Below are 22,258 nucleotides of genomic sequence, written 5' to 3'. Positions count from 1 at the left end.
ACCTCATAAAAATTATACGAGGTGAGTTTGAATAAAGTATGAAGTTGTTTTTGCCAAAAAAAGAAGTTCCGATTAAAATCGAAACTTCTTTTTTATTATTTATGACCTTCTGCGGCATATTGTTTGTAAGTCTTACTTTGATATAAATCTTGCGTAGATTTATTACCATGTTCAGAGTAAACACTCGTAGACTTATTGCCTAATTTACTTTCTTGCTTACCTAATTGATCTAAGGCATTTTTATAATTGAATTTTTCTGGGTCTAATTCTTTTAAATTGCTACCAGTATAAAAGCGTAATAAATCACCGTTGTTAATTTGGTCAGAAGTAGCTAGTTGTTTGCCAACTTCATCTTTCCATTTTGTAACTTGTGTTTTCAGTTGTTCATCTGGAGCGGTAATTGCTTGAGCAGTAGCATTATCGTAAAGTGTTCCTCCGTAATAGGTATATTTGTCAGTAACAAAATCACCATCGCGGAAAGCTACAAGTTGTTCGTGTTGTTTTGAAAGTAAGTCTTGTCCTAATTGAATATAGTCTTTCGTATCGACACCGAGTAAGTGTAACAAAGTTGGTAAGGCATCGACTTGACCACCATAAGTATGGTTAATACCACCTTTTGATTGACCAGGAATATGAATCATATAGGGTACACGTTGCATTTGCGCATCGTCGTAGCCTGACCACGTTTCTTTATCTTTACCTAATAGTTCAGCTAAGTTTTTATTTCGAGAAGTTGAAATACCATAGTGATCACCATATAAGACAATCACAGAGTTATCGTATAAACCACTTGCTTTTAGATAGTTAAAGAATTCTTCTACCGCACGATCCAAGTAGTTTGCAGTAGCAAAGTAGCCATTAATTGTTTCGTCATTTGTATCTGCCATTGGAAACCCAGCTTCATCATTTGTAAATTGTGAATAAGGGAAATGGTTTGAAACAGCTATAAATTTTGAGTAAAACGGTTGTTGCAACTGCTCTAAATATTTAACAGATTGTTCAAAAAATGGTTTGTCATGCAAGCCATATTGGAATGAGTTGCTATCATTTACATCATAGTAAGAAGCATCAAAGAAATTCTGATAGCCCCATCGTTTATAAGTTTCGTTTCGGTTCCAGAAAGTTCCCGCATTACCGTGAAAAACAGCACTTGAGTAACCCAATGTTTGGTTTAGAATATTGGGTGCGGATTGGAACGTATTTTTCCCACCTAATTGGGTCATCAAGGCTCCTTGATTTAAACCAAATAGTGAATTATCCATCAATGTTTCGGCATCAGAAGTTTTCCCAGCTTTGACTTGATGGAAGAAATTATCAAAGCTAAAGGTACTCTTGCTGTGATACAAACTGTTGATAAATGGCATTACTTCATGTTCTTTACCTTCTTCATCTTTCAGTTTATAGTCAATTAAAAATTGTTGGGTACTTTCTAAATGAATATAAATAACGTTCTTTCCTTTAGCCATCCCAAAGTAGTCACTGTTTGGCGCTGCATAATGACTTTTGACATAATTTTCTGCTTCTTTCATGTCATTGGCACTCGCTTGAGCTCGAACTTGAGAAGCTTGATACGTTTGAACACCGTCATAAACGGTAAAAGCGTTAATCCCTAAATACTTTACTAAGTAATCACGGGAAAATGTTCGTGTTAATAATTCTGGTCGGTCAACTTCAGCTAAGAATAAGTTGCCAGAAAAAATCATCACCGACAAGGTAGAAATAGCAAATGCCATCCGTGCACGAACAGGACGAATATCCATTTTAATCTTTTTAGTAAATAGCAAGGCAACAAGTACCAAGATATCAACAAAGTAAAGTAAATCATAAGGGCGGAACAAGCGAATTGCACTTTCACCTAAACCACTAGCAACTTTACCAGCGCCAAGCATCGTGTTAATCGTGATAAAATCGGTGAATTCACGGTAGTATGAAACGTTAGCAAAGAGCAATAACGACATCAAGAGGTAAATCACGATCATGGTTATATAAGAAGCTTTTGTGCGTCTGACATATAATGCAATAGACAACAAGAATAAAGTTGTTGCAATTGGATTAATGAATAAAATGATGTATTGACGCATACTTTCAATACCTAAATTGAAATCAACAAAATAGGCAAAAATGTTTTTGGCCCAAAAAAGAACGGCTAATAATGTAAAGAAGCCCAACCGTTTATTTAAGAATGCGGGAGTTTTAATATTTTTCACTGTTTTATCCTTCCTTTTCCAAGTCTGCTTTTGCAAGCTGTAATGAAAAAATGAAAATATACACTGTTTACATTTTACTAATCCGATTTTTTTCTGTCAATTGAAATTACGATAAGGTCAATTAATTAAGTAATTCTTTAACTTCATAAAGCACAGACAAATGCTGTTATTTTTGCTATACTTTTTTTGAAAGAAGAGCAGGTGAAAGTATGAAAATTCAAATGAACAAGTTTGGCGTTAAAAAATTACGTCAACACTATCCATTAATTCAAGCAGACGATATTGCGGTTGATTTAACGATCAAATCCGATTGGGTAGATTTTGTCGATCAAAAAGGAAATTTTTTAGCCAAGGGATATCTTGGTAAACAAAATAAAGGCATTGGTTGGGTGCTAGCTTGGCAGGATGAAACAATAAATCAGGCTTTTTATGCCCGGATATTTGCTAAAGCCAAGGCATTGCGTCAAACATTTTTCAATGATGAAACAACAACGGCTTTTCGTATTTTTAATGGTGAGGCAGATGGGTTGGGTGGACTTACGATTGAGTGGTATGACCATTATGCTGTTTTTTCTTGGTACAATGATACTTTGTATAAAGAAAAAAATAAGATTGTAGCTGCTTTTAAAGAAATCTATCCTGAAGTTTTGGGTGCTTATGAGAAGATCCGCTTTGCTGGTGAACTACCAGAATCACTGCATATATATGGTAAAGAGGCTCCTGAGCCTTTAATTGTAAAAGAAAATTCTGTTAATTTTGCTATATATTTAAATGAAGGACTAATGACAGGAATCTTTTTAGATCAGCGACAAGTGCGGGGGCTTTTGGTTGATGGCTTAGCAGCAGGAAAAACAGTCTTGAATATGTTTAGTTATACAGGGGCATTTTCTGTAGCGGCGGCTATGGGTGGCGCTCTTAGTACTACGAGCGTGGATTTAGCAAAGCGCAGTTTATCAAAAACGCGCGAACAGTTTGAAGTAAACGGTCTTGATTTAGCAACTCAAAAAATACATGTTATGGATGTTTTTAACTATTTTTCCTATGCGTTAAAAAAAGGGTTGAAATATGATGTCATTGTATTAGATCCGCCGAGTTTTGCGCGTAATAAAAAGCAAGTCTTTAAAGTAAAAAACCATTATGGTCAATTGATTGCCGAAAGTTTACCAATTTTAACCGAAGAAGGAATCATTATCGCATCTGCCAATACAGCAAATGTTACGTTAGATAAATTTCAACAGATGATCGAAAATGAGTTTGTAGCTGCCAAGGTTGATTACAAATTATTAGACACCAAACGTTTGCCTACTGATTTTCATGTGAGCCAAATATTTCCAGAAGGCAATTATTTAAAAGTTTTGATTTATCAAGTGAAACAATCAAGCAAATTTAAGTTATAGCGGATAATGAAATTGAATCTTAAAAGGGGCGAAAATAATGCAAGTTACGCTAAAAAATGTAACCTTTGGTAAGGGCACACCGAAAATTTGTGTGCCGCTTACGGGTCAAGATAGTCAAACACTCTTAACGCAAGCACAATTAGCAGCAGATTCTGTTTGTGATGTGGTAGAATGGCGCGTCGATTATTTTGCTGATTTTTCAAATCAAAACGCTGTATTGGAAGTATTATCTCATCTTCGAACAGCGTTAAAAGAAAAAATTCTCTTGTTTACTTTTCGGACATTAAATGAAGGTGGCAAAGCTGATTTATCGTTGCGGGATTATCACTCTCTTTATATTGCTGCAGCAGAAAGTGGCTTGGTTGATATTGTTGATGTCGAGTTAGAGCGGGCTGAATTTTTAGGTCGAGGTTTTTTGAGTCAGTTAAAAAAACAAAAAACAGCGCTACTTTTAAGTAGTCATAATTTTGATAAAACGCCGGCAGATGGTGAACTAGTTATGAAATTGGGCGTAATGCGACAATTTGACGCTGATTTTGGAAAAATTGCCGTAATGCCACATTCTTTAAAAGATGTACTACAAATCATGGGTCTTTCTCAAAAAATGCAAGGTTTGGCTAGTGTACCTCTTATTTTAATTGCTATGGGTGATTTGGGAAAGATTACACGGATAGCTGGTGAGTTAATGGGATCCGTAATGACTTTTGCAGCGTTAGAAGAAAGTTCTGCTCCTGGGCAAATCGATATTACTGAGATGTCCCGAATTTTAGCAGCTCTGTCATTAGAGGAGTGAGTGGTTGTGGTAAAAAAGAAAGTTGTTAAAACGAACGCTATTCGCTTAGTTGAGCAAAAAAAAATGGCCTATCGTGAATATTCTTATGAGTGGAGTGAAAATCATGTGGGTGCCGAAGAGGTAGCAACAAAACTTGGTCAAAATCCCGCTCAGGTTTTTAAGACACTGGTAGCAATCGGTAATAAAACAGGTGTAATTGTCGCTGTAATCCCGGGTAATCATGAATTGGATTTGAAGAAATTGGCTAAAGCTAGCGGCAATAAAAAAGTTGAAATGTTACATTTAAAGGATTTAGAACAAACAACAGGTTACATTCGCGGCGGTTGTTCCCCAATTGGTATGAAAAAATTATTTCCATCCTATATTGATCAAACAGCTGAATTATTCGATACTATTATAATTTCAGCGGGAAAACGCGGATTGCAACTGGAAATGGCACCGATTGATTTGTCGACTTTGGTGCGAGGAGAATTTGTTGATTTAATCGAATAAGTAAGAAACACGATGCTTTTTAAGTTCTGCTGTTAACAAGCTTAGCATCGTGTTTTTTTTATTAGTTAATATTTTTGCCAGCTGGCAACTTCTGCCGCATTTTTCCCAGCTACATGTCCTGTGCATAAAGCAGTTGTAATGTTATAGCCACCTGTATAACCATTAACGTCCAATACTTCACCTGCAAAAAATAGCCCTTGGCAAAGTTTACTTTCTAAAGTTTTAGGTATAACTTCTTTTAAGTTTACACCACCACCCGTGACAAAGGCACGCTCAAGGGCAAAGGTACGAATAATTGGAATCTCGAAATTTTTGACAAGAAAAACTAATTTTTCCAATTGTTCAAGGGAAACCTTGTCAGCTGTAATATCAGTTAGAGTTAATTGCTCAAGATAAAACTGTAATAATCGTTCTGGCAACCATTGTGCTAAGGCATTCTTTAAGTTCTTTTTCGTTTGTACGCGCAGCGTTAAATCAGCTAATAGCTCTGTTTTTGTTTGTTTAGGGAAACAATCTAATAAAACTTGGACAAAGGGACTGCCTTTGCGAAGTTCTTGGTTTATTGCATACGAGCAGCGTAAGGCAGCTGGACCTGACAAACCAAAATGTGTAAAAAGCAAATCCATCGTGTGTGAAGTGACAACTTTGCCTTTTGCTAAAACACTTAGTTTAACATCTTGTAATGCTAAGCCTTGCAAAGTTTTTTCTTGAATGAATTTAGCTTCTGAAATCAAGGGGGCTTCAGTTGGAAAAAGTGGTGTAACACTGTGACCACAAGATTTTGCCATTTTATAACCATCGCCGGTAGAACCGGTTCCTGGGTATGTTTTACCACCAGTTGTAATAATGACACAAGACGCTTCAAATTCTTCTTTTTCACAACGGATACCGTAAACCTTTGCTTCATCATGGATCAACTTTGTAACAGTTGTATTGGGTAAAACAGTGACGTTCCGGCGTTTTAATTCTTCGTATAAGGCATCGACAATCGTTTTAGCGCGATCCGTGACAGGAAAAATACGCCCGTGATCTTCTTCTTTTAACGCTACATTGCGACGACTAAAAAATTCCATAATATCGTTATTATTCCACTGGGAGAACGTACTATATAAGAATTTTCCATTACCAGGAATGTGTGCAATTAAATCATCAATAGGACGATTGTTTGTCACATTACAGCGACCGCCACCAGTTAAAAGCATTTTTTTACCGAGGCGCTTGTTTTTTTCTACTAATAAAACATCCACTTCATTTTCGGCTGCAGCAATAGCGGCCATCATACCAGCAGGTCCTGCTCCTATCACGATTACATCATATTTTTTTTTCATGATTTCACCTCTTGGTGCAGTGTAGCACAATTTAGTAGTTTGTTCTATTATCAAATAATTCTGACGATAAAGATGTTTTTTGGTAAAATAAAAACGTAACAAATATTTTACTTGGAGGAAAATTATGACAAACGCAAAAGAATATATTCAACAAGTCCAACAAAGTCTCCACGAAAAAGACCATGATCAAACAGAGTTTCTACAAGCTGTGGATGAATTTTTCTCAAGCATTGCGCCTTTTTTAGCCGAACATAGCGAGTACCAAAAACATAATTTACTGCAATTGATTACCTTGCCAGAACGCGTAATTCAATTTCGTGTGCCTTGGCAAGATGACAATGGAAATTGGCAAGTAAATCGTGGCTATCGAATTCAGTTCAATTCGGCTTTAGGACCATATAAAGGTGGCTTGCGTTTTCATCCAAGTGTGAATTTAAGTATTCTAAAATTTTTAGCTTTCGAACAAATTTTCAAAAATAGTTTGACAGATTTACCCATTGGCGGTGGAAAAGGCGGCGCTGATTTTGATCCTAAAGGTAAATCCGATAATGAAATCATGCGCTTTTGTCAAAGTTTCATGACAGAACTTGCTAAGCATGTGGGTCCAAACACCGATGTTCCCGCGGGAGATATCGGCGTGGGTGGTAGAGAAATTGGCTATCTTTTTGGTCAATATAAACGTTTGAGACAATACGATGCTGGAGTTTTAACTGGAAAGCCTTTGGAATTTTGGGGTAGTAAAGTAAGGACTGAAGCAACAGGTTATGGCGTTGTTTATTACGTTAAACATTTATTAGAAGATAAGAAAGATAATTTTAAAGATAAAACAGTTGTCATTTCAGGTAGTGGTAATGTGGCCATTTATGCCATTGAAAAGTTAATCGAATTAGGCGCAAAAGCTGTGACTGCCTCTGATTCTAATGGCTATGTTTATGATCCTGAAGGAATTGACTTGGATGTATTAAAAGAGGTAAAAGAAGTTCAACGAGAACGTCTAACGGCTTATGCAAAGAAACGCCCGAATGCGCAATATTTTGATGGAGAATCAGTTTGGAATAGTGAAATTCAAGCAGATATTGCCTTGCCATGTGCTACTCAAAATGAAATTGATATTAAAAAAGCAAAATTAATGGTAGCTAATGGTGTGAAGGTAGTCGCAGAAGGAGCAAACATGCCGTGTACGATGGAAGCTGCCCAATATTTTATTGAGCACAATATTTTTTATTGTCCTGGAAAAGCAGCAAATGCTGGGGGAGTGGCTGTATCAGCTTTGGAAATGGCACAAAACTCGCAACGCCAACAATGGAGTAAAGACGAAGTAGACAAACAATTGGATGATATTATGTTAAATATCTATCATAATTGCCGTGACACAGCTGAACGTTATGGACAAAAGGACAACTTTATGATGGGCGCCAATATTGCAGGGTTTGCTAAAGTTGCAAAAGCCATGTTAGCCCAAGGACTTGTCTAAAGCTTGCAAACAGGTTGAGTTACTGCGGTTTTCTTACAGTAAGTTACTTGAAAAAAAACCATAAAAAACGTAAAGTAATACATGTATTAAATTTATCCATTTCAAGGAGGAGCTTAAATGTCACATATTAAATTTGACTATTCAAACGTGGCACCATTTGTAAATGAACATGAATTAGGCTACATGCAAAGTCAAGTCACTGCTGCCCATGAAGCATTACGTAACGGCACCGGTGCAGGTAGTGATTTTATCGGTTGGGTTAATTTACCAACAGAATATGACAAAGAAGAATTTGCTCGTATTAAAAAAGCAGCAGAAAAAATTAAATCGGATTCAGAAGTATTAGTCGTTATCGGGATTGGTGGATCATATTTAGGTGCGCGTGCTGCCATCGATTTTTTGAATCACTCATTTTACAATTACATGAATGCTAATGATAAATCGGCTCCGCAAATTTTCTTTGCCGGTAATTCAATTTCTTCAACTTACTTGGCGGATTTAATTGAAGTTATTGGTGATCGTGATTTTTCTGTTAACGTTATCTCAAAATCTGGAACAACAACAGAACCCGCTATTGCGTTCCGTGTTTTCAAAGAATTATTGATTAATAAATATGGTCAAGAAGAAGCAAATAAACGCATTTACGCTACAACAGATAAAGAAAAAGGTGCAGTTAAAGTTGAAGCGGATGCTGAAGGTTGGGAATCTTTTGTCATTCCTGATGATGTTGGCGGACGTTTTTCTGTTCTGACTGCTGTTGGTTTATTACCAATTGCTGCTAGTGGCGCAGATATCGATGCTTTAATGCAAGGAGCAGCAGATGCATCTAAAGATTACACTTCTGATAAGTTAGAAGAAAATGAAGCTTATCAGTATGCAGCTATGCGCAACATTTTGTATCGTAAAGGTAAAGTAACAGAATTACTAATTAACTACGAACCAGGTATGCAATATTTCTCTGAATGGTGGAAACAATTATTTGGCGAATCTGAAGGGAAAGATCAAAAAGGCATCTATCCATCCAGTGCTAACTTCTCAACTGACTTGCATTCACTGGGTCAATATATCCAAGAAGGCCGACGTAATATTTTTGAAACGGTTGTTAAAGTTGAAAAACCACGCAAATCAGTGAAAATTCCAGTGACAAAAGAAGACTTAGACGGATTAGGTTACTTGCAAGGTAAGGAAGTTGACTTTGTAAATACAAAAGCCTTTGAAGGTGTCTTGCTAGCTCATACAGATGGTGATGTTCCTAACTTACTAGTGAAAATTCCTGAAATGGATGCATATACATTGGGTTATTTGATGTATTTCTTTGAAATTGCCGTTGGTATTTCTGGTTACTTAAATGGGGTCAATCCATTTGACCAACCCGGAGTAGAAGCATACAAAAAAAATATGTTCGCACTCCTTGGTAAACCAGGCTTTGAAGAATTATCAAAAGAATTGAACGAACGTCTATAAATATCGACAAAAAAGGCGACTGCAAAGAGGCAGTCGCCTTTTTTTGTTTTACTACAAGTGAAGTTGGTTGTTACTAGAAAGAACGTGGACGGCAGGAATCGAACCTGCCTCTCAAATAGAGATAACTCATCGTCATAAGCTATCTTAGAGCAAAGCACCAAAACTCGCCCACTAAAAAGTATGAACTAAAGATACCTATGTGGTCTTAATTTTTCCTTAAAGCTTACAAAGTTATCCCAAAGGTGACAATTGTGTTAGGGAAATTAAGTCTAAAGTACGATACTTCTGCTGGTCACTCTCGTTATGATAGAGGCATCAAGAAAATCAATTAAAGGAGTTGCAATAGATGTTAAAACGATTAATTAAAGGTGTATTAGGCGTTGCCGTGATTTTAGGCGTACTAATTGGAGGTGCAACTGTATTTTCAGATGATGCTTCCGGGGAATTTGCTCAAATAGTTGATTGCGTGAATCCTTTTGTAAAAGAGGGGAATATCTACGTAAAAACTACGCAACCAAAAGAAGTAAACAGTTATGGGACAGCTCTTTATCGTCAAGTTGCCGCAGATGAAAAGGGAAACAAACGAACCATTGAATTCTCAGGGCTTTCTGAATTAAAAAAGGGCCATTACTTGAAGTTAGAAAATAAAGGGGCTTTTGTTAAAACCTATAAAGAAGTACAAAAGGATGATATTCCACAAGCTGCCCTGGCTGTGATTGAGTAGTGTAGACCGAGATAACAAAAGATAAATGAGATTGTTTTAGATAATCATGAAATTATATTTATCCGTATCTAAAAAGCACCCAAATCCACGATAATAGATTTGGGTGCCTTAGTTTACAAAGTGTGTTTCACGTTATTCTGGTGTTCCAATAACTTTGATATAATCGTCAACGTTTTTAATTTGCATATGTTTAATAACCAGTTGATTGCGTTGGTTACGTTTACCAGTAACTTTTAGTGTGTATTTATCATTAGGTAATCGAAAAATATAGTTGGAAAGGTAGCGGTCTTTAATAATACCTTCTGTAATTTCCCCGTCTTTGGCTAGCTTAATTAAGGATAGGCGCATAGGTTGTTCTTGTAAAAGGACAGTTTTTACTAATAGCCCTTCAAATTCTTCCATTTTTTTCACCTCATCTAAGTGTTCTTTAGTCATTATAAAGGTTTTTGAGTAATCTTGCATGAAAGAAGTTTAAATTAAACGTATGAAAAAACAGCTCTAAAAACCAGAGCTGTTTTTTTCATCTTAAACAAGAGGTTAAATTTCTTCTTCACTACCTAGAAACCGTGTAACAAAGGCGGCCAATACGCCACCGACGATTGGTGCACATAAATAAACCCAATAATGACTCAAAGCTGTACCTCCAGCAAAAATTGCAGGTCCAAAACTACGAGCTGGATTTAGAGATCCGCCAGTTAAATTTAAAGCAACAATAATTAATAATGCCAATACAAGACCAATGGCAAAAGAGGCTAGTGCACCACTACCATATTTTTTACTAGTAGCCATAATAATAACAAAAATAAATAAAAAGGTAATCAGTGTTTCAAAACCAAATGCCATACCTGCGCTAATTTCGCTAAAGTCTGTCTGACCATATGACCCAGCAGGAACTTTCAACGCTTTGCCGAAGACACCGACAAAAAATGAAGCAATGATAGCACCAATAAACTGGCTGATGATAAAAAAGATAGAATCTTTCCATGTAATACGTTTGTTAATAGCCATCGCAACGGTAACAGCGGGATTAAATAAGCCGTTTGACAAGGCCCCATGACCAACTGCCAAATCCATAATTGTAACGGTTAATCCAAATGCCAAACCAATTGCAAGTGGATCTGCTTTTCCAACCACAACAGTGGCTGTTCCGACAAAAACCAACATGAAAGTACCAATAAATTCACCAAAACATTTTCTGAATAAAGTCATTTTTTCATCTCCTTTCTCTATCATTAATTATAGTGATAAAGCGGCATGCTGTAAAAAGATAGGTGTTGATTTTACCTAGTGGAGTTAGGGTACAAATTTAAGTGATATTTATACCGAAAAATCTTTTTATAAATATTGTTATTTTTTTAATTTCCGTTTTCTAATTTAATTTTTGAAAAATGAATTCTTTTTTTGTTGTATTCTATTTTAATATCATTTCATATTGTAATTGGTATTGTTTTGTTTTTTTGTTTGGGCGATAAAATGAATAGTAACAACATACGCTTTATAATGGTAGTTTTTTGTATTTTGAGAACTAATTATTTACCGTAGAATAGTTTTAATCTTATTTTTTTGTTAATGGTATATACATAAATGATAAATGTTTAAAAATTAAAAAAATACACAAAAAGCGTTTTCAAATTTAATTTTTTCTGTTATGATATATCTGAAATTGATAAAAGGAGGTGTTATTAATGGAAATAGAAATTGGGAAAACATACATATGCAAACCAGTGGGATTGACAAGTGAGGTTGCAGGTTTTGTCGAACATACATACACGAACACAGTCTTGATTTCAGTTTTAGAATGTGAACGTAGTGATCGACCAAAGGTAATTGAAGCGCAAAATCGTTTGTTGGTGCGTTATGAAGATATCCGAACTGTTGCTGTTGTAGCCTAATAAATGACAACTTTTTAGCATAGACTAAAAAAAACAGGAATTGTCATTTTTAAAGTAGATAGAGCACTGTTGCTGTATTTACTACTTGAAAAACCGGACAAAATAAAAGTCAGTCTGACCTTTATTTTGTCCGGTTTTCTTTTTTTTCACGCTTAGCCAACGCCAATAACAAAGTTTAATAGTTTATCAGAATAGGTGACTTTGTTTTGGGCATCTTTGATGGTTTGATTGAGCTTTCCCATTTGGTCGGTAATAATACCATCTACTTCATAAAAAATCATTCGACTCATATCATCACTACTATTGGGCGTCCAAACGAAAACTTTTTTACCATCTTCTTCTGCGGAAGTAATGAAGTTGTGGTTAATAGTCGAGTACTCCATTGTTAAAAAATCAGCTTTTGTAATTGGCGGACCAACAACATTAAAAGGCAAAATATAACCAACAGTAAGATGGGGCGCTTGCGTTTTCAGCGCTTCGACAATGGAAAAAGATAAACTTTGTACCATGTGACCATTTGCTTGGATTTCCTCTTGATATTTTTGTAAAAATGTGTGAATAATTGGTGCTGTATTTTTTTGCTGAGTCTTAATTTCTACTAGTAATTTTTGATTCAAGTGTTTTGCTTGGGCTAAATAAGAATCAAAAGTGGGAATTTTTGCTGTTTGATTATGCTCGTGTAGCGTTACATTTTGAATTTCAGCAAGTGTCATTTTCTCAGGACTTTGGTTAACATTACCTAAATTTTTCAAATTGAAGTCATGGATAACAACAAATTGTTTATCGGTGGTCATTTGCACGTCCATTTCAATATAATCAGGATGCTGAGTTTGACTTGTTTTTTCTAAAGCAGCAAGGCTATTTTGAACACCATTATTATTGTTAACGCCACGATGTGAAATAGTGATCGGAATTTTAGTAATTTCTTGATCGAGATAATCCATATTGTATAAACTTACACCAACTCCAAAAAAAACAGCAATTAAAATTAGAAGTGTATTTTTGAGACCTTCAAAGCGAGGATTAGGTAATGCTTCTTGGTAAAACCAATTGGGTATTTCTGGTAAGAATCCTTCATCATTCATAAAGTCAATGATAATATAAAAAATTCCAACTGTTGATAAAACTAAATTGACGAGTAAAAAAAATTGGAGTAAAGTCATGGCAAAAACAGCGCTGATTAAAGCATGGTCAGGGGAAAATTGTTCAATGAAAGCCTGTATGCCTACGACTAGGGTAAAACTGAGACCAGTTAGTAATAAAATTGCGCCACCGATAAATACAAAGCGTCCTATAATAGCGAGAAAACGCCGCTTTGTGATCACTAAACTTTCTTTAAACGCATCTTTAAACGGACGATCACGTAAAATCATTTCCGGTAACGCGAAAATTAAACGAATACCAATATACATTAAAATCAGATAACACAAAATAAAACCCGTAATAATCAACAAACGGTTTGTAAAGATGAAATCCATGATAAAAGCGGGAATTTTAATTCGAGCTAATAAGTCAGAGTTAAAACTTAAACCACCTATTGGTAAAATTAGTAAAAAGTAAAAAAGAAAAAATAAAAAAATGCTAGGGCGTAATTTTTTTAGCTGAATCGTCGTCATCCGCAGTAGCTGCTTTAAGGAAACGGGTTGCTTTTTTTCAATGAAATAAACACTCAAAAGTAAGAAGGTAAATTCAAAGAAAACAAGTAATAAAATAAGTAGTAAAATAAGCACTAGTAAGCAAGTTACTACTGGATGCTGCATAGCAATTTCAGCTAAATTATCATAGGACAAATAATGGATTTGGCCTTGTTTTAAAATAAATTTAGTGGAACTGCTTAAAAGTGGAATAATTACAAATAAAATAAAACCGTGCATTAAGAGAACGTCACGGAAATAAACGTTTGTTTTTACTAAAAAATCCCAAGTGTTTTTTAAGGACTCTTTTAAATACTTCATCTTCATCACCTGTTTCTATTGTAGCGGAAAAATAACTTTCAACAAAGAGATAGGGTGGTTCAACGTGGAAGAGGGCATAAAAATATCCCACACAAGTTAAGTTGTGTGGGATATTTTAGTTTGTTTTTTTAACCAATTAGTCCCGTCAAAAAGGAGCCGCCGTAGATTAAAGCCATACTATATAAGAAGATGGATAGTGGTTTTGCCAGCAAAATAATCCAAACGTATTTTTTTACAGAAATATTGGTAAGACCAGCCATTAGACAAAGCGCATCATCTGGTGCGACTGGTAAGAAAATGGCTAAAGCAAATAATTTTTCAAATCGACTTTGGTTATCTAACCAGCCAATATATTTATTGTAAGTTTTATCGCTAATCATACTCAAAATGAAAGGTTTGCCGTAGCGACGTCCCAAAAGAAAAATAATGATTGAACCAATACAAATGCCAACATAATTATAAACAAAACCAGCGAAAGGCCCAAAAATCAATACACCAGCAGCACTAGAAATACCGCCGGGGATGATGGGAATTACTACTTGCAAAATTTGTAATGAAATAAAGATGATAGGACCTAAAATAATCGAGTCACCGACTAATCCTCTTAGTGCATTGATGTCTTTAAAGACACCAAGATCGATAAAATATATTGTTAAAGCAATAGAAACTAAAATGCCAACAATAGAAATTGTATTAATAATTTTGCGAGAAAGAGCGATACTCATGGTCTCATCTCCTTTGTTTGATATACTATTATTATACAAGGCTTTGTTTGATTTGCCCTGTGTTTTGTCTGGCAAAGAACAAACAAAATTGTAAGTTTAGCAATTAACATTAACCAATTGTATTATAAGGAGTTTTAGTGGAAAAAGCTATCCTACCAAAGGCTGATTTATAAAAAATGAAGATTATTTATTGCTTTTTAAATATCTTTCTAGTTTACAGTAAAAAAAAATAGGTGTACACTCAATTTGTCAAAAGTTTCGGCTAACCTAAAAAATAATTGAGTTGACTAGAAAAGAGTGATGAGATGAATCAAAAAAAAGAAAAATTAATTGAATATGCAAACGGTCCAAGTCTGGAGGAAATCAATAATACGGTTGATGTTCCTAAAAATGCTAGTTTTTTTCGCACACTACTTGCTTATAGTGGACCGGGCGCTTTAGTAGCGGTAGGTTATATGGATCCAGGTAACTGGATTACGTCAATTGCAGGAGGGGCCGAATATAAATATGCTTTATTAAGTGTTATTTTATTATCGAGTCTAATTGCTATGCTTTTACAAAGTATGGCTGCAAAATTAGGTATTGTAACAGGACGTGACTTAGCGCAAGCGACAAGAGAGCATACCTCAAAAAAAACAGGCTTTGTTTTGTGGATTATTACCGAACTTGCAATTATGGCGACCGATATTGCCGAAGTAATCGGTGGTGCGGTAGCGTTACAATTATTATTTGGTTTACCTTTAATCGTTGGGGTTTTAATTACTACACTAGATGTGTTGTTATTGTTGTTACTTACAAAATTAGGATTTCGCAAAATTGAAGCAATCGTGGCGGTCTTAATCACAGTTATATTTATGGTTTTTGCTTATGAAGTTGCTTTAGCCCAACCGCAATTAGGAGAAGTATTACGTGGCTTTATTCCTGATCCTAAAATTGCATCGGATAAATCTATGCTTTTATTGGCGTTAGGAATTGTCGGTGCGACAGTAATGCCACATAATTTGTATTTACATTCGTCAATTTCACAAGCTCGTAAATTTGATCGCAATGACGATGAAGAAAAAGCACGTGCAATTAAGTTTACTACCTGGGATTCTAATATTCAGTTAACTGTTGCCTTTGTAGTGAACTGCTTATTATTAATCTTAGGAGGGGCATTGTTTTATGGAACAAACAGTGATCTAGGAAAGTTCGTCGACTTGTATGATGCTTTAAAAAATCCTGATATTGTCGGCAATATTGCAAGTCCGCTTTTAAGTACGCTTTTTGCCGTAGCATTGCTTGCTTCTGGTCAGAACTCGACCATTACTGGAACACTTTCTGGTCAAATCGTAATGGAAGGGTTTATTAATTTAAAAATGCCATTGTGGATGCGTCGTGTGGTGACACGTTTACTTGCCATTGTACCGGTTATTATTTGTGTCATTATATACGGTGGTAGAGAGTCGGCAGTTGAAGATTTATTGCTTTATACCCAAGTATTTTTGAGTATTGCTTTACCGATTTCAATTATTCCATTAACAATCTACACGAGTGATAAAAAAATTATGGGCCGTTTTGCCAATCCGACATGGATGAAAATTTTGGCGTGGATTATTGCTATTGTTTTGACATTATTAAATTTATTCTTAATTTATGGAACATTGACAGGTGCCAATGGTTAGGAAGGTGAAAAAAGGTGAAGAAGAGTTTTACGCATATTTTAGTAGCAGTAGATGATTCCGATGATTCAAAAAAAGCTTTTGAATATGCTTTAACCTATGCAATTGAGCAACAAGCAGAATTAACAATTACAACAATTTTTGAAATTAATCGCTTAAATGTTTATGAATATTTGACACCAGAAACACTTGCACTTCATAAACAAAAAACGATTGCAATTGCTGAAAACTATCGTAAACGAGCGCTTTCTCAAGGGGTAAAAAAGGTCGCTATTGTCGTTGATGAAGGAACCCCAGCAACGGTTATTTTAGAAAAAGTTTTACCGGCAGTAAAACCAGATTTACTAATTTGCGGTTCCAAAAGTAAACCGAATCAAGCGCCGTTTGTTTTGGGAAGCCAAGCTGCATTATTAGCCAAAGGAGCAAGTTGCTCAGTGTTAATTATTCGCTAAAAAAAGCATCTCACTTTTGAGATGCTTTTTTTATATGAGTATTAAATTTGAAAACAAGCGTTTCTACTAGGGAGGTAATCATAAAACCCGCTGCAATTGCGCCGGCAGTCATAATAACTATCTTTAGATTATTCCAAGATTTTGCAGAATCACCTAATACCAACTCGCGAATTGCCTGATAAGCGGGGCCGCCAGGAACTAGTGGAACCAAACTGGGGATATTGAAAATAATCATGGGCATTTTAAGGCGTCTAGAAAAAAAGATACTCAAGCAGCCGATTGCTATGGCTGCAACAAAATTAGAAAAACCCAGTCCATGGGCATTTTGTCGCAATAGCCAATAGACCATCCATCCAATTGCACCGGTTAAACCGGTTGCTAACAATGAGCGCTTCGGGATATTTGTGATAATTCCAAAAGCAACAGTACTGATAAAACTAAATAAAAAATGAATAGCATACATGGTTATGCTATACCTCCTCCAAATAAAAGCAGTGTTGTGGCGATTCCAACACCAATTGCTGCGGCTACAAATATTGCCTCAATTCCGCGAGCAATTCCGCTTAACAAATCACCAGATAAAATATCACGGAAGGAATTGGTAATAGCGACACCCGGAACCAAAGGCATTACCGCCCCAATGATGATATGATCAATATTATTAGCTAAACTAAGTTTCACGCTAAAAATAGCAAATGTGCCAATTACAAATGCAGCGACAAACATATCTAGAAATCGCATTTGTAACCATTTTTTGATGTAAATTCCAGCGATAAAGCCGATACAGCCAATTAAAAATGTTGGGATGAAATCTTGCCAAATACCACCAAAAATATACATAAGTGTACAACTAACTAAACCGGCTGCAAGGGTTTGCCACATTAAGGAAAAACTCGGTGTGTCACAGTTTACGCGTTTTAGTCGCTCGTTTAGTTCAGTTAAAGAAATATTTTTTGCCGCAAATTCTCGTGAAAGCTGATTAACGGCTACAATTTTTTCTAGATTAATGGAACGTTCATGAACTTCTTCTAGTTGAGAAAAAGAAGAATTGCGAACGCTCATAAAAAGACCAGTTGCTGTGACATAACTGACAGTATTAGAAATACCTGCATTTTCTGCAATGCGATTCATTGTATCTTCTACACGATATACTTCAGAACCATTCTCCATCATAATACGTCCAGCCATCAGGCAGGTGCTTAAAATAAGTTCTTCTTTCATTGGGTTACCTCATTTATAAAGTTGCTTCTATTCTATCATTTCAGCGCTTGAATTGCTTTTAAATTTTATTTGAAAATAATTTTTTCTTTTTATATTTAAAAACATTCATAATGATTGTCTGAAAATTGGCAAAGATGTATATTGGCTTAAAATAAATTAATATAGATTTAATAAAAATAACAGTTGTAATAAGATGTAGAATGCCTTATCCTGTTTTTAAGATATTTTATGTTATAAATTTATTGCAAACAGTTGGTTAATTTTAGATCTTTTGTTATCGTACGAAATTTTCTATCTCAGATAGATAACTATTTTTGAGGTATATCATTTCCCAAAAATTCTATTTTTGTTTACAATAAGTTTATGAATGATAAATGTTATTATAAAGGAGAGGTGACTTTCTATGCGTCGTAAGGTTTACACAAAAGATCAAATATTGAAAGCCGCTTATGAAGTTATTTCAAAAGATGGCTTCAGTAAGTTTACAGCCCGTAACATTGCCAAAAAAATGGGGATTTCTACCCAGCCAATTTATTTAGAGTTTAAAAATATGCAAGATTTAAAAAATACGTTGGTTGAAACAGTTATGCGAGATTTACAAGAGAATGTATTTCCAATTACGCATACTGGAAATCAAATTGTTGATTTGGGCTTGAATTACATTAACTTTGCTCAAGAGAATCGAAATTTGTACGTGGCTTTGTTTGTCGATGAATATGGTGGCGGGAAAATGATGCACGAGTTTTCCTATGAATATTTCAAAAATATGATTTCAACTTGTCCTGAATATGCTGACCTGTCTGATGAGTATATTAAGGCGTTACATGACGGTACTTGGATTACAGTGACCGGGATTGCTTCTTTGATGTCTTCAGGGATTATCCATCCTTCGCAAGAACAAATTGCAGAATTAATTCAATCCGCAGTGGATGGCATTTTAAAAATGGAGGCTCCAGAAAAAATTTTTAATGGAAAAGGCTAGTTTATTAAATTCCATCTGGTATTAGCGTGTCTTAGCTGCATACTATACGATTTTTTTTCAAATTGAAAACATTTTTGAAAGATACGCACACACTGCAGTTGATTCGCGCTTTTTATCAGATACATCTTAATTGACTTTTTTTCAATTTTGATGAAAATAGAAGAAGTAGTCAAACGGAGAGTTGGCAGAGTGGTAATGCACCGGACTCGAAATCCGGCGAGCCGGCTTATACCGGTGCACGGGTTCAAATCCCGTACTCTCCTTATCGCAAGTATAATATTTTCAATTTTTAAGATGGAAAAGAGTATTTAAAAAGATTGTTTGAAATACGCTGGTTTGCGGATACGCATTTTTAAATGTTTTATTTCGATAAAAGAGGTGCCAATCATAAAGAGGTTGGTACCTCTTTTTATCTTTGGTTAATTTTTAGTCTCTAAAAAGAGACGATTTAAAAATCATATTTAAATTTTGTTAGAATGGAAGTTTTTTTATAAAATATATTCTTTAAAAAATTTTTTTGTGAATTTATCTGTTTATTTTGAAAAAAATAATTTAATTAAAACTGTTTCTTTTTGTAGTAGATTAAAAAAATGTTAGAATAAAAACGAAAAGTTAAAACGGGCTGTTTAGTACTTAATAGAGTTGTTAGGAGGCGTTATAATGAATCAAAAAAATCAATTACAAACCGATTTAACAAAAGATGATTTACGCTATTTTACCGCTTTTGTCAATGTTCCATTGTCGCAAACAGAAGACTCAGATTTTCAACAATTCAAAGATGCGATTGCAAAAAAACAAGTTAATATTGAAGTGACAGGTAAGTTAGCTTTTATGTTGTTAATTAGTATCGTACCTTTATTTCCATTTATCAGGTCCTCAAAAATGATTGCCTCCGTATTGGCTGCAGGTGATGATGGCAATAGTGCTGAGTTAATGATGAAATTGGCTAAACGCAACAATGACGCACATCGCATTGCAAAAGAAATGTACACAAGTTTGGCTTTAGTGGGAAATGCAGTGATACGGTTAAGTGGACGCACGATAAATATTTTAGCGCATGATTATAACGTGACTTATAGTGGTGACGTAAGACAACGAGATTTCAAATTTATTTTCGAGGCAAAAACGCTTCCTTCTGAAATTTCAAATGATAAATAATAAAAAATTAAAACAAAAGATTTAAATGATCAGTGACGCTTTTTATGCCGAAAGTATTTTTACAATATAGTAGGCAATGAGAAGTAGTGCCACAGAGCCATTTAAATCTTTTTTTGTTGGTTAAAGAAAGGAAAATAATGAAGAAGAGACAATAAATTTTGTAAAATATTAAGAGAAAGTAAAAAAAATTTTTTGATAAAAGGCCATTTAGCAAATTCAGTCGTAGGATGCTTAATTTTATGTTATGATAAGTCCTGATTTGTAGAAAATGAAATTTTAATAATAGGACGTGAAAATATGTGTGGCATTGTCGGCTTTGTGAACAGCAAGGATCAAAAACAAGAAATTATTGAAGATATGATGGATCGCATCGTCCACCGTGGTCCTAATAGTTCTGGTAAATATACAGACAAAAATGTGGCATTGGGTTTTCGTCGGTTGTCAATTATTGACTTAGAAGGTGGCTCACAGCCTATTTATAATGAAGACCGTAGCAAAGTAATTATCTTTAATGGAGAAATTTATAATTTTCAACCTTTAAGAGAGCAATTAATTGCTGCTGGACATATTTTTTCGACACATGCAGATACAGAAGTATTATTGCATGGTTATGAAGAATGGGGCGCCGAACTTTTACAAAAAGTGCGCGGGATGTTTGCTTTTGCTATTTGGGATATTGAAAAGCAAGAATTGTTTGGTGCTCGTGATCATTTTGGTATTAAACCGTATTATTATACGCAAATGAATGGTACGTTCATGTTTGGTTCAGAAATCAAGAGCTTTTTACCACATCCAGATTTTGACAAAGAGCTAAATACAGCTGCTTTGAAACCGTATATGACATTTCAATACTCACCATTAAATGGCGAAACATTCTTTAAAAATGTTTTTCGTTTACCTGAAGGACATTACTTTACGTATAAAGATGGAAAACTAACAATTAAAGAATATTGGGATGCTGATTTTACAAAAAAAGATGCTTACTCAAAAGATGAATGGATAGAAGAAATTGATAAAACAGTCGAAGCTTCGATTGCTGCTCACCGTATAGCGGATGTCGAAGTAGGTGCTTTTTTATCTAGCGGTGTTGATTCAAGTTATGTAACTTCTGTATTGCGACCAGATCATTCTTTTTCAATTGGATTTGATGATAAGACGTATAATGAAGCAATTGAAGCGCGGAAGCTAACCAAAATGTTGGATTTGAATAATACGGCTGCGGTTATTGATGGCGATATGTCTTTTAAGGCTTTTCCGCTTATTCAATATCATTTGGATGAGCCAGACTCTAATCCATCTTGTGTTCCCCTTTATTTCTTGGCGAACTTAGCGTCACAATCTGTACGAGTGGTACAATCAGGGGAAGGTGCGGATGAATTATTTGCCGGTTACCAAACATATGGCTTCCATACCAATTCTAAAATGGTCCGTGTTTTTGCCCAAGGATTGAAGAAACTGCCAAAAGGTATGCGCTACTCCATTGGCCGTAAATTTGGTCACATGAAAAATTTCCATGGTCGTATTCATTTATATGAAGCAACTGCGCCAGCGCGCGAATTCTTTATCGGTCACGCCAAAGTCTTTGATGAACAAGAAGCTGCAAGTTATTTGAAACCAGAATTTCAAACTGCACCGTCTGTTAAAGAGATCATGAATCCGCACTTTGATCAAACAGAAGGTATTGAAAGTGAAGTCAACAAAATGCAATACGTGGATGTTCACCAATGGATGCCAAAAGATATTTTATTAAAAGCAGATAAACTTTCTATGGCAAGTTCTCTTGAATTACGAGTACCATTATTGGATATTGAAGTGATGAAATTAGCACAACGAATTCCAGCAAAATATCTTATGAATCAAAACAACACCAAAGACGTTTTCCGTCAAGCGGCAAATCGTCATTTACCAGAAGAATGGGCAAATCGTGAAAAATTAGGATTTCCAGTACCAATTAAAGCGTGGTTAAAAGAAGATCACGGTTATGAAGAAGTGAAAGCATTGTTTACTGCAGATTTTGCTAAACAATTCTTTGACCAAGAAAAAATCATGAAATTGCTAAATGACCACCATGAAGGTAAAGCAGAAGTACAGCGTAAAATTTGGACCATTTTTACTTTCTTAACTTGGTATAAAGTTTACTTTATTGATGAAGAAATTCCTAAAGCTGAAGCAATTACTTATGAAACGCTCTAATAAAAAAACAAACGCAAGACCAGTAGAAAAAGGTCTTGCGTTTGTTTTTTTGAAATATCTTTTAAAATTTTACTATCGCTAATAAGTTCTTGATTGTTCTACTTTCACAAATTAGGTTAGCCTTGTTTCTTCCAAGCTAC

General features: G+C 35.1%; 20 protein-coding genes and 1 tRNA gene. 13 read left to right on the top strand and 8 right to left on the bottom strand.

What is annotated here, in order from left to right:
• Positions 1-95 precede the first annotated feature (95 nt).
• On the bottom strand, positions 96-2,207 hold the full coding sequence (locus EsVE80_RS08325) for an LTA synthase family protein (protein WP_173103298.1): 2,112 nt from the start codon (positions 2,205-2,207) through the stop codon (positions 96-98).
• Positions 2,208-2,416: 209 nt separating this feature from the next.
• On the opposite strand from EsVE80_RS08325, the gene EsVE80_RS08320 reads away from it, so the two are divergent.
• From EsVE80_RS08320 to ybaK, 3 genes are read left to right on the top strand one after another with little or no spacing between them, the layout of a single operon-like run.
• The gene (locus EsVE80_RS08320) at positions 2,417-3,604 is read left to right on the top strand and encodes a class I SAM-dependent rRNA methyltransferase (protein ID WP_173103297.1); all 1,188 of its coding nucleotides are present in this window, start codon (positions 2,417-2,419) and stop codon (positions 3,602-3,604) included.
• Between the two features lie 37 nt (positions 3,605-3,641).
• The gene (gene aroD / locus EsVE80_RS08315; protein WP_173103296.1) at positions 3,642-4,397 is read left to right on the top strand and encodes a type I 3-dehydroquinate dehydratase; all 756 of its coding nucleotides are present in this window, start codon (positions 3,642-3,644) and stop codon (positions 4,395-4,397) included.
• A 6-nt stretch (positions 4,398-4,403) separates the two neighbouring features.
• Positions 4,404-4,889, top strand: coding sequence for a Cys-tRNA(Pro) deacylase (ybaK, locus tag EsVE80_RS08310; protein WP_173103295.1), 486 nt, complete (start codon positions 4,404-4,406; stop codon positions 4,887-4,889).
• A 65-nt stretch (positions 4,890-4,954) separates the two neighbouring features.
• Here the strand turns inward: ybaK and EsVE80_RS08305 are convergent, their stop codons facing one another.
• A complete protein-coding gene (locus EsVE80_RS08305; protein ID WP_173103294.1) occupies positions 4,955-6,217 on the bottom strand; it encodes a BaiN/RdsA family NAD(P)/FAD-dependent oxidoreductase in 1,263 nt (420 codons plus the stop codon).
• A 124-nt stretch (positions 6,218-6,341) separates the two neighbouring features.
• Here EsVE80_RS08305 and gdhA point away from each other — a divergent pair, with 124 nt between their 5' ends.
• The 3 genes from gdhA (at position 6,342) to EsVE80_RS08290 (ending at position 9,879) form a co-directional block, all read left to right on the top strand.
• A complete protein-coding gene (gene gdhA, locus EsVE80_RS08300; protein ID WP_173103293.1) occupies positions 6,342-7,691 on the top strand; it encodes an NADP-specific glutamate dehydrogenase in 1,350 nt (449 codons plus the stop codon).
• 117 nt (positions 7,692-7,808) lie between these two features.
• Positions 7,809-9,155: a glucose-6-phosphate isomerase gene (locus EsVE80_RS08295; protein WP_173103292.1), complete on the top strand. Its 1,347-nt coding sequence runs from the start codon at positions 7,809-7,811 to the stop codon at positions 9,153-9,155.
• A 346-nt stretch (positions 9,156-9,501) separates the two neighbouring features.
• Complete coding sequence (locus tag EsVE80_RS08290) at positions 9,502-9,879, top strand: YxeA family protein (RefSeq protein ID WP_173103291.1); 378 nt, start codon at positions 9,502-9,504, stop codon at positions 9,877-9,879.
• Between the two features lie 132 nt (positions 9,880-10,011).
• On the opposite strand, the gene EsVE80_RS08285 is transcribed toward EsVE80_RS08290, so the two are convergent.
• On the bottom strand, positions 10,012-10,281 hold the full coding sequence (locus tag EsVE80_RS08285) for a hypothetical protein (RefSeq protein WP_173103290.1): 270 nt from the start codon (positions 10,279-10,281) through the stop codon (positions 10,012-10,014).
• Positions 10,282-10,416: 135 nt separating this feature from the next.
• Positions 10,417-11,088 carry an MIP/aquaporin family protein gene (locus tag EsVE80_RS08280; RefSeq protein WP_173103289.1) on the bottom strand — a complete coding sequence of 224 codons (672 nt, stop codon included), beginning with the start codon at positions 11,086-11,088 and terminating at the stop codon, positions 10,417-10,419.
• A 476-nt stretch (positions 11,089-11,564) separates the two neighbouring features.
• On the opposite strand from EsVE80_RS08280, the gene EsVE80_RS08275 reads away from it, so the two are divergent.
• Positions 11,565-11,771: a hypothetical protein gene (locus EsVE80_RS08275; protein WP_173103288.1), complete on the top strand. Its 207-nt coding sequence runs from the start codon at positions 11,565-11,567 to the stop codon at positions 11,769-11,771.
• Positions 11,772-11,923: 152 nt separating this feature from the next.
• Here EsVE80_RS08275 and EsVE80_RS08270 read toward each other — a convergent pair whose 3' ends face one another.
• Both EsVE80_RS08270 and EsVE80_RS08265 read right to left on the bottom strand, forming a co-directional pair.
• On the bottom strand, positions 11,924-13,726 hold the full coding sequence (locus EsVE80_RS08270; RefSeq protein ID WP_173103287.1) for a glycerophosphoryl diester phosphodiesterase membrane domain-containing protein: 1,803 nt from the start codon (positions 13,724-13,726) through the stop codon (positions 11,924-11,926).
• Between the two features lie 128 nt (positions 13,727-13,854).
• Complete coding sequence (locus EsVE80_RS08265) at positions 13,855-14,451, bottom strand: TVP38/TMEM64 family protein (protein ID WP_173103286.1); 597 nt, start codon at positions 14,449-14,451, stop codon at positions 13,855-13,857.
• 305 nt (positions 14,452-14,756) lie between these two features.
• Here EsVE80_RS08265 and EsVE80_RS08260 point away from each other — a divergent pair, with 305 nt between their 5' ends.
• Positions 14,757-16,115 carry an Nramp family divalent metal transporter gene (locus EsVE80_RS08260; protein ID WP_173103285.1) on the top strand — a complete coding sequence of 453 codons (1,359 nt, stop codon included), beginning with the start codon at positions 14,757-14,759 and terminating at the stop codon, positions 16,113-16,115.
• Between the two features lie 14 nt (positions 16,116-16,129).
• Positions 16,130-16,564, top strand: coding sequence for a universal stress protein (locus EsVE80_RS08255; protein ID WP_232061159.1), 435 nt, complete (start codon positions 16,130-16,132; stop codon positions 16,562-16,564).
• Positions 16,565-16,574: 10 nt separating this feature from the next.
• On the opposite strand, the gene EsVE80_RS08250 is transcribed toward EsVE80_RS08255, so the two are convergent.
• Both EsVE80_RS08250 and EsVE80_RS08245 read right to left on the bottom strand, forming a co-directional pair.
• Entirely contained in the window at positions 16,575-17,033 is a 459-nt protein-coding gene (locus EsVE80_RS08250) for a threonine/serine exporter family protein (RefSeq protein WP_173104165.1), read from the bottom strand.
• Entirely contained in the window at positions 17,030-17,785 is a 756-nt protein-coding gene (locus EsVE80_RS08245) for a threonine/serine exporter family protein (protein WP_173103284.1), read from the bottom strand. Before EsVE80_RS08245 ends, EsVE80_RS08250 begins: the two co-directional genes overlap by 4 nt.
• 403 nt (positions 17,786-18,188) lie before the next feature.
• Here EsVE80_RS08245 and EsVE80_RS08240 point away from each other — a divergent pair, with 403 nt between their 5' ends.
• From EsVE80_RS08240 to asnB, 4 genes are all read left to right on the top strand, one after another.
• Entirely contained in the window at positions 18,189-18,767 is a 579-nt protein-coding gene (locus EsVE80_RS08240) for a TetR/AcrR family transcriptional regulator (RefSeq protein WP_173103283.1), read from the top strand.
• 175 nt (positions 18,768-18,942) lie between these two features.
• Positions 18,943-19,030, top strand: a tRNA-Ser gene (locus EsVE80_RS08235).
• A 397-nt stretch (positions 19,031-19,427) separates the two neighbouring features.
• Positions 19,428-19,925 (top strand): hypothetical protein, encoded by a 498-nt coding sequence (locus EsVE80_RS08230; protein WP_232061157.1) that lies wholly within the window; start codon positions 19,428-19,430, stop codon positions 19,923-19,925.
• 297 nt (positions 19,926-20,222) lie between these two features.
• Entirely contained in the window at positions 20,223-22,118 is a 1,896-nt protein-coding gene (gene asnB, locus EsVE80_RS08225; RefSeq protein WP_173103282.1) for an asparagine synthase (glutamine-hydrolyzing), read from the top strand.
• Positions 22,119-22,258 lie beyond the last annotated feature (140 nt).

This window comes from Enterococcus saigonensis (assembly GCF_011397115.1).
Lineage (GTDB): Bacteria > Bacillota > Bacilli > Lactobacillales > Enterococcaceae > Enterococcus_C > Enterococcus_C saigonensis.
Note: the sequence above shows the minus strand (reverse complement) of the source record. Positions and strands in the feature narration are given on the sequence as shown.

Excerpts from the sequence above, each read along its gene's own strand:
- EsVE80_RS08320 (WP_173103297.1), top strand. The coding sequence starts at position 2,417 with ATGAAAATTCAAATGAACAAGTTTGGCGTTAAAAAATTACGTCAACAC.
- aroD (WP_173103296.1), top strand. The coding sequence starts at position 3,642 with ATGCAAGTTACGCTAAAAAATGTAACCTTTGGTAAGGGCACACCGAAA.
- EsVE80_RS08305 (WP_173103294.1), bottom strand. The coding sequence starts at position 6,217 with ATGAAAAAAAAATATGATGTAATCGTGATAGGAGCAGGACCTGCTGGT.
- gdhA (WP_173103293.1), top strand. The coding sequence starts at position 6,342 with ATGACAAACGCAAAAGAATATATTCAACAAGTCCAACAAAGTCTCCAC.
- EsVE80_RS08295 (WP_173103292.1), top strand. The coding sequence starts at position 7,809 with ATGTCACATATTAAATTTGACTATTCAAACGTGGCACCATTTGTAAAT.
- EsVE80_RS08290 (WP_173103291.1), top strand. The coding sequence starts at position 9,502 with ATGTTAAAACGATTAATTAAAGGTGTATTAGGCGTTGCCGTGATTTTA.
- EsVE80_RS08285 (WP_173103290.1), bottom strand. The coding sequence starts at position 10,281 with ATGGAAGAATTTGAAGGGCTATTAGTAAAAACTGTCCTTTTACAAGAA.
- EsVE80_RS08280 (WP_173103289.1), bottom strand. The coding sequence starts at position 11,088 with ATGACTTTATTCAGAAAATGTTTTGGTGAATTTATTGGTACTTTCATG.
- EsVE80_RS08275 (WP_173103288.1), top strand. The coding sequence starts at position 11,565 with ATGGAAATAGAAATTGGGAAAACATACATATGCAAACCAGTGGGATTG.
- EsVE80_RS08270 (WP_173103287.1), bottom strand. The coding sequence starts at position 13,726 with ATGAAGTATTTAAAAGAGTCCTTAAAAAACACTTGGGATTTTTTAGTA.
- EsVE80_RS08265 (WP_173103286.1), bottom strand. The coding sequence starts at position 14,451 with ATGAGTATCGCTCTTTCTCGCAAAATTATTAATACAATTTCTATTGTT.
- EsVE80_RS08260 (WP_173103285.1), top strand. The coding sequence starts at position 14,757 with ATGAATCAAAAAAAAGAAAAATTAATTGAATATGCAAACGGTCCAAGT.
- EsVE80_RS08245 (WP_173103284.1), bottom strand. The coding sequence starts at position 17,785 with ATGAAAGAAGAACTTATTTTAAGCACCTGCCTGATGGCTGGACGTATT.
- EsVE80_RS08240 (WP_173103283.1), top strand. The coding sequence starts at position 18,189 with ATGCGTCGTAAGGTTTACACAAAAGATCAAATATTGAAAGCCGCTTAT.
- EsVE80_RS08230 (WP_232061157.1), top strand. The coding sequence starts at position 19,428 with ATGAATCAAAAAAATCAATTACAAACCGATTTAACAAAAGATGATTTA.
- asnB (WP_173103282.1), top strand. The coding sequence starts at position 20,223 with ATGTGTGGCATTGTCGGCTTTGTGAACAGCAAGGATCAAAAACAAGAA.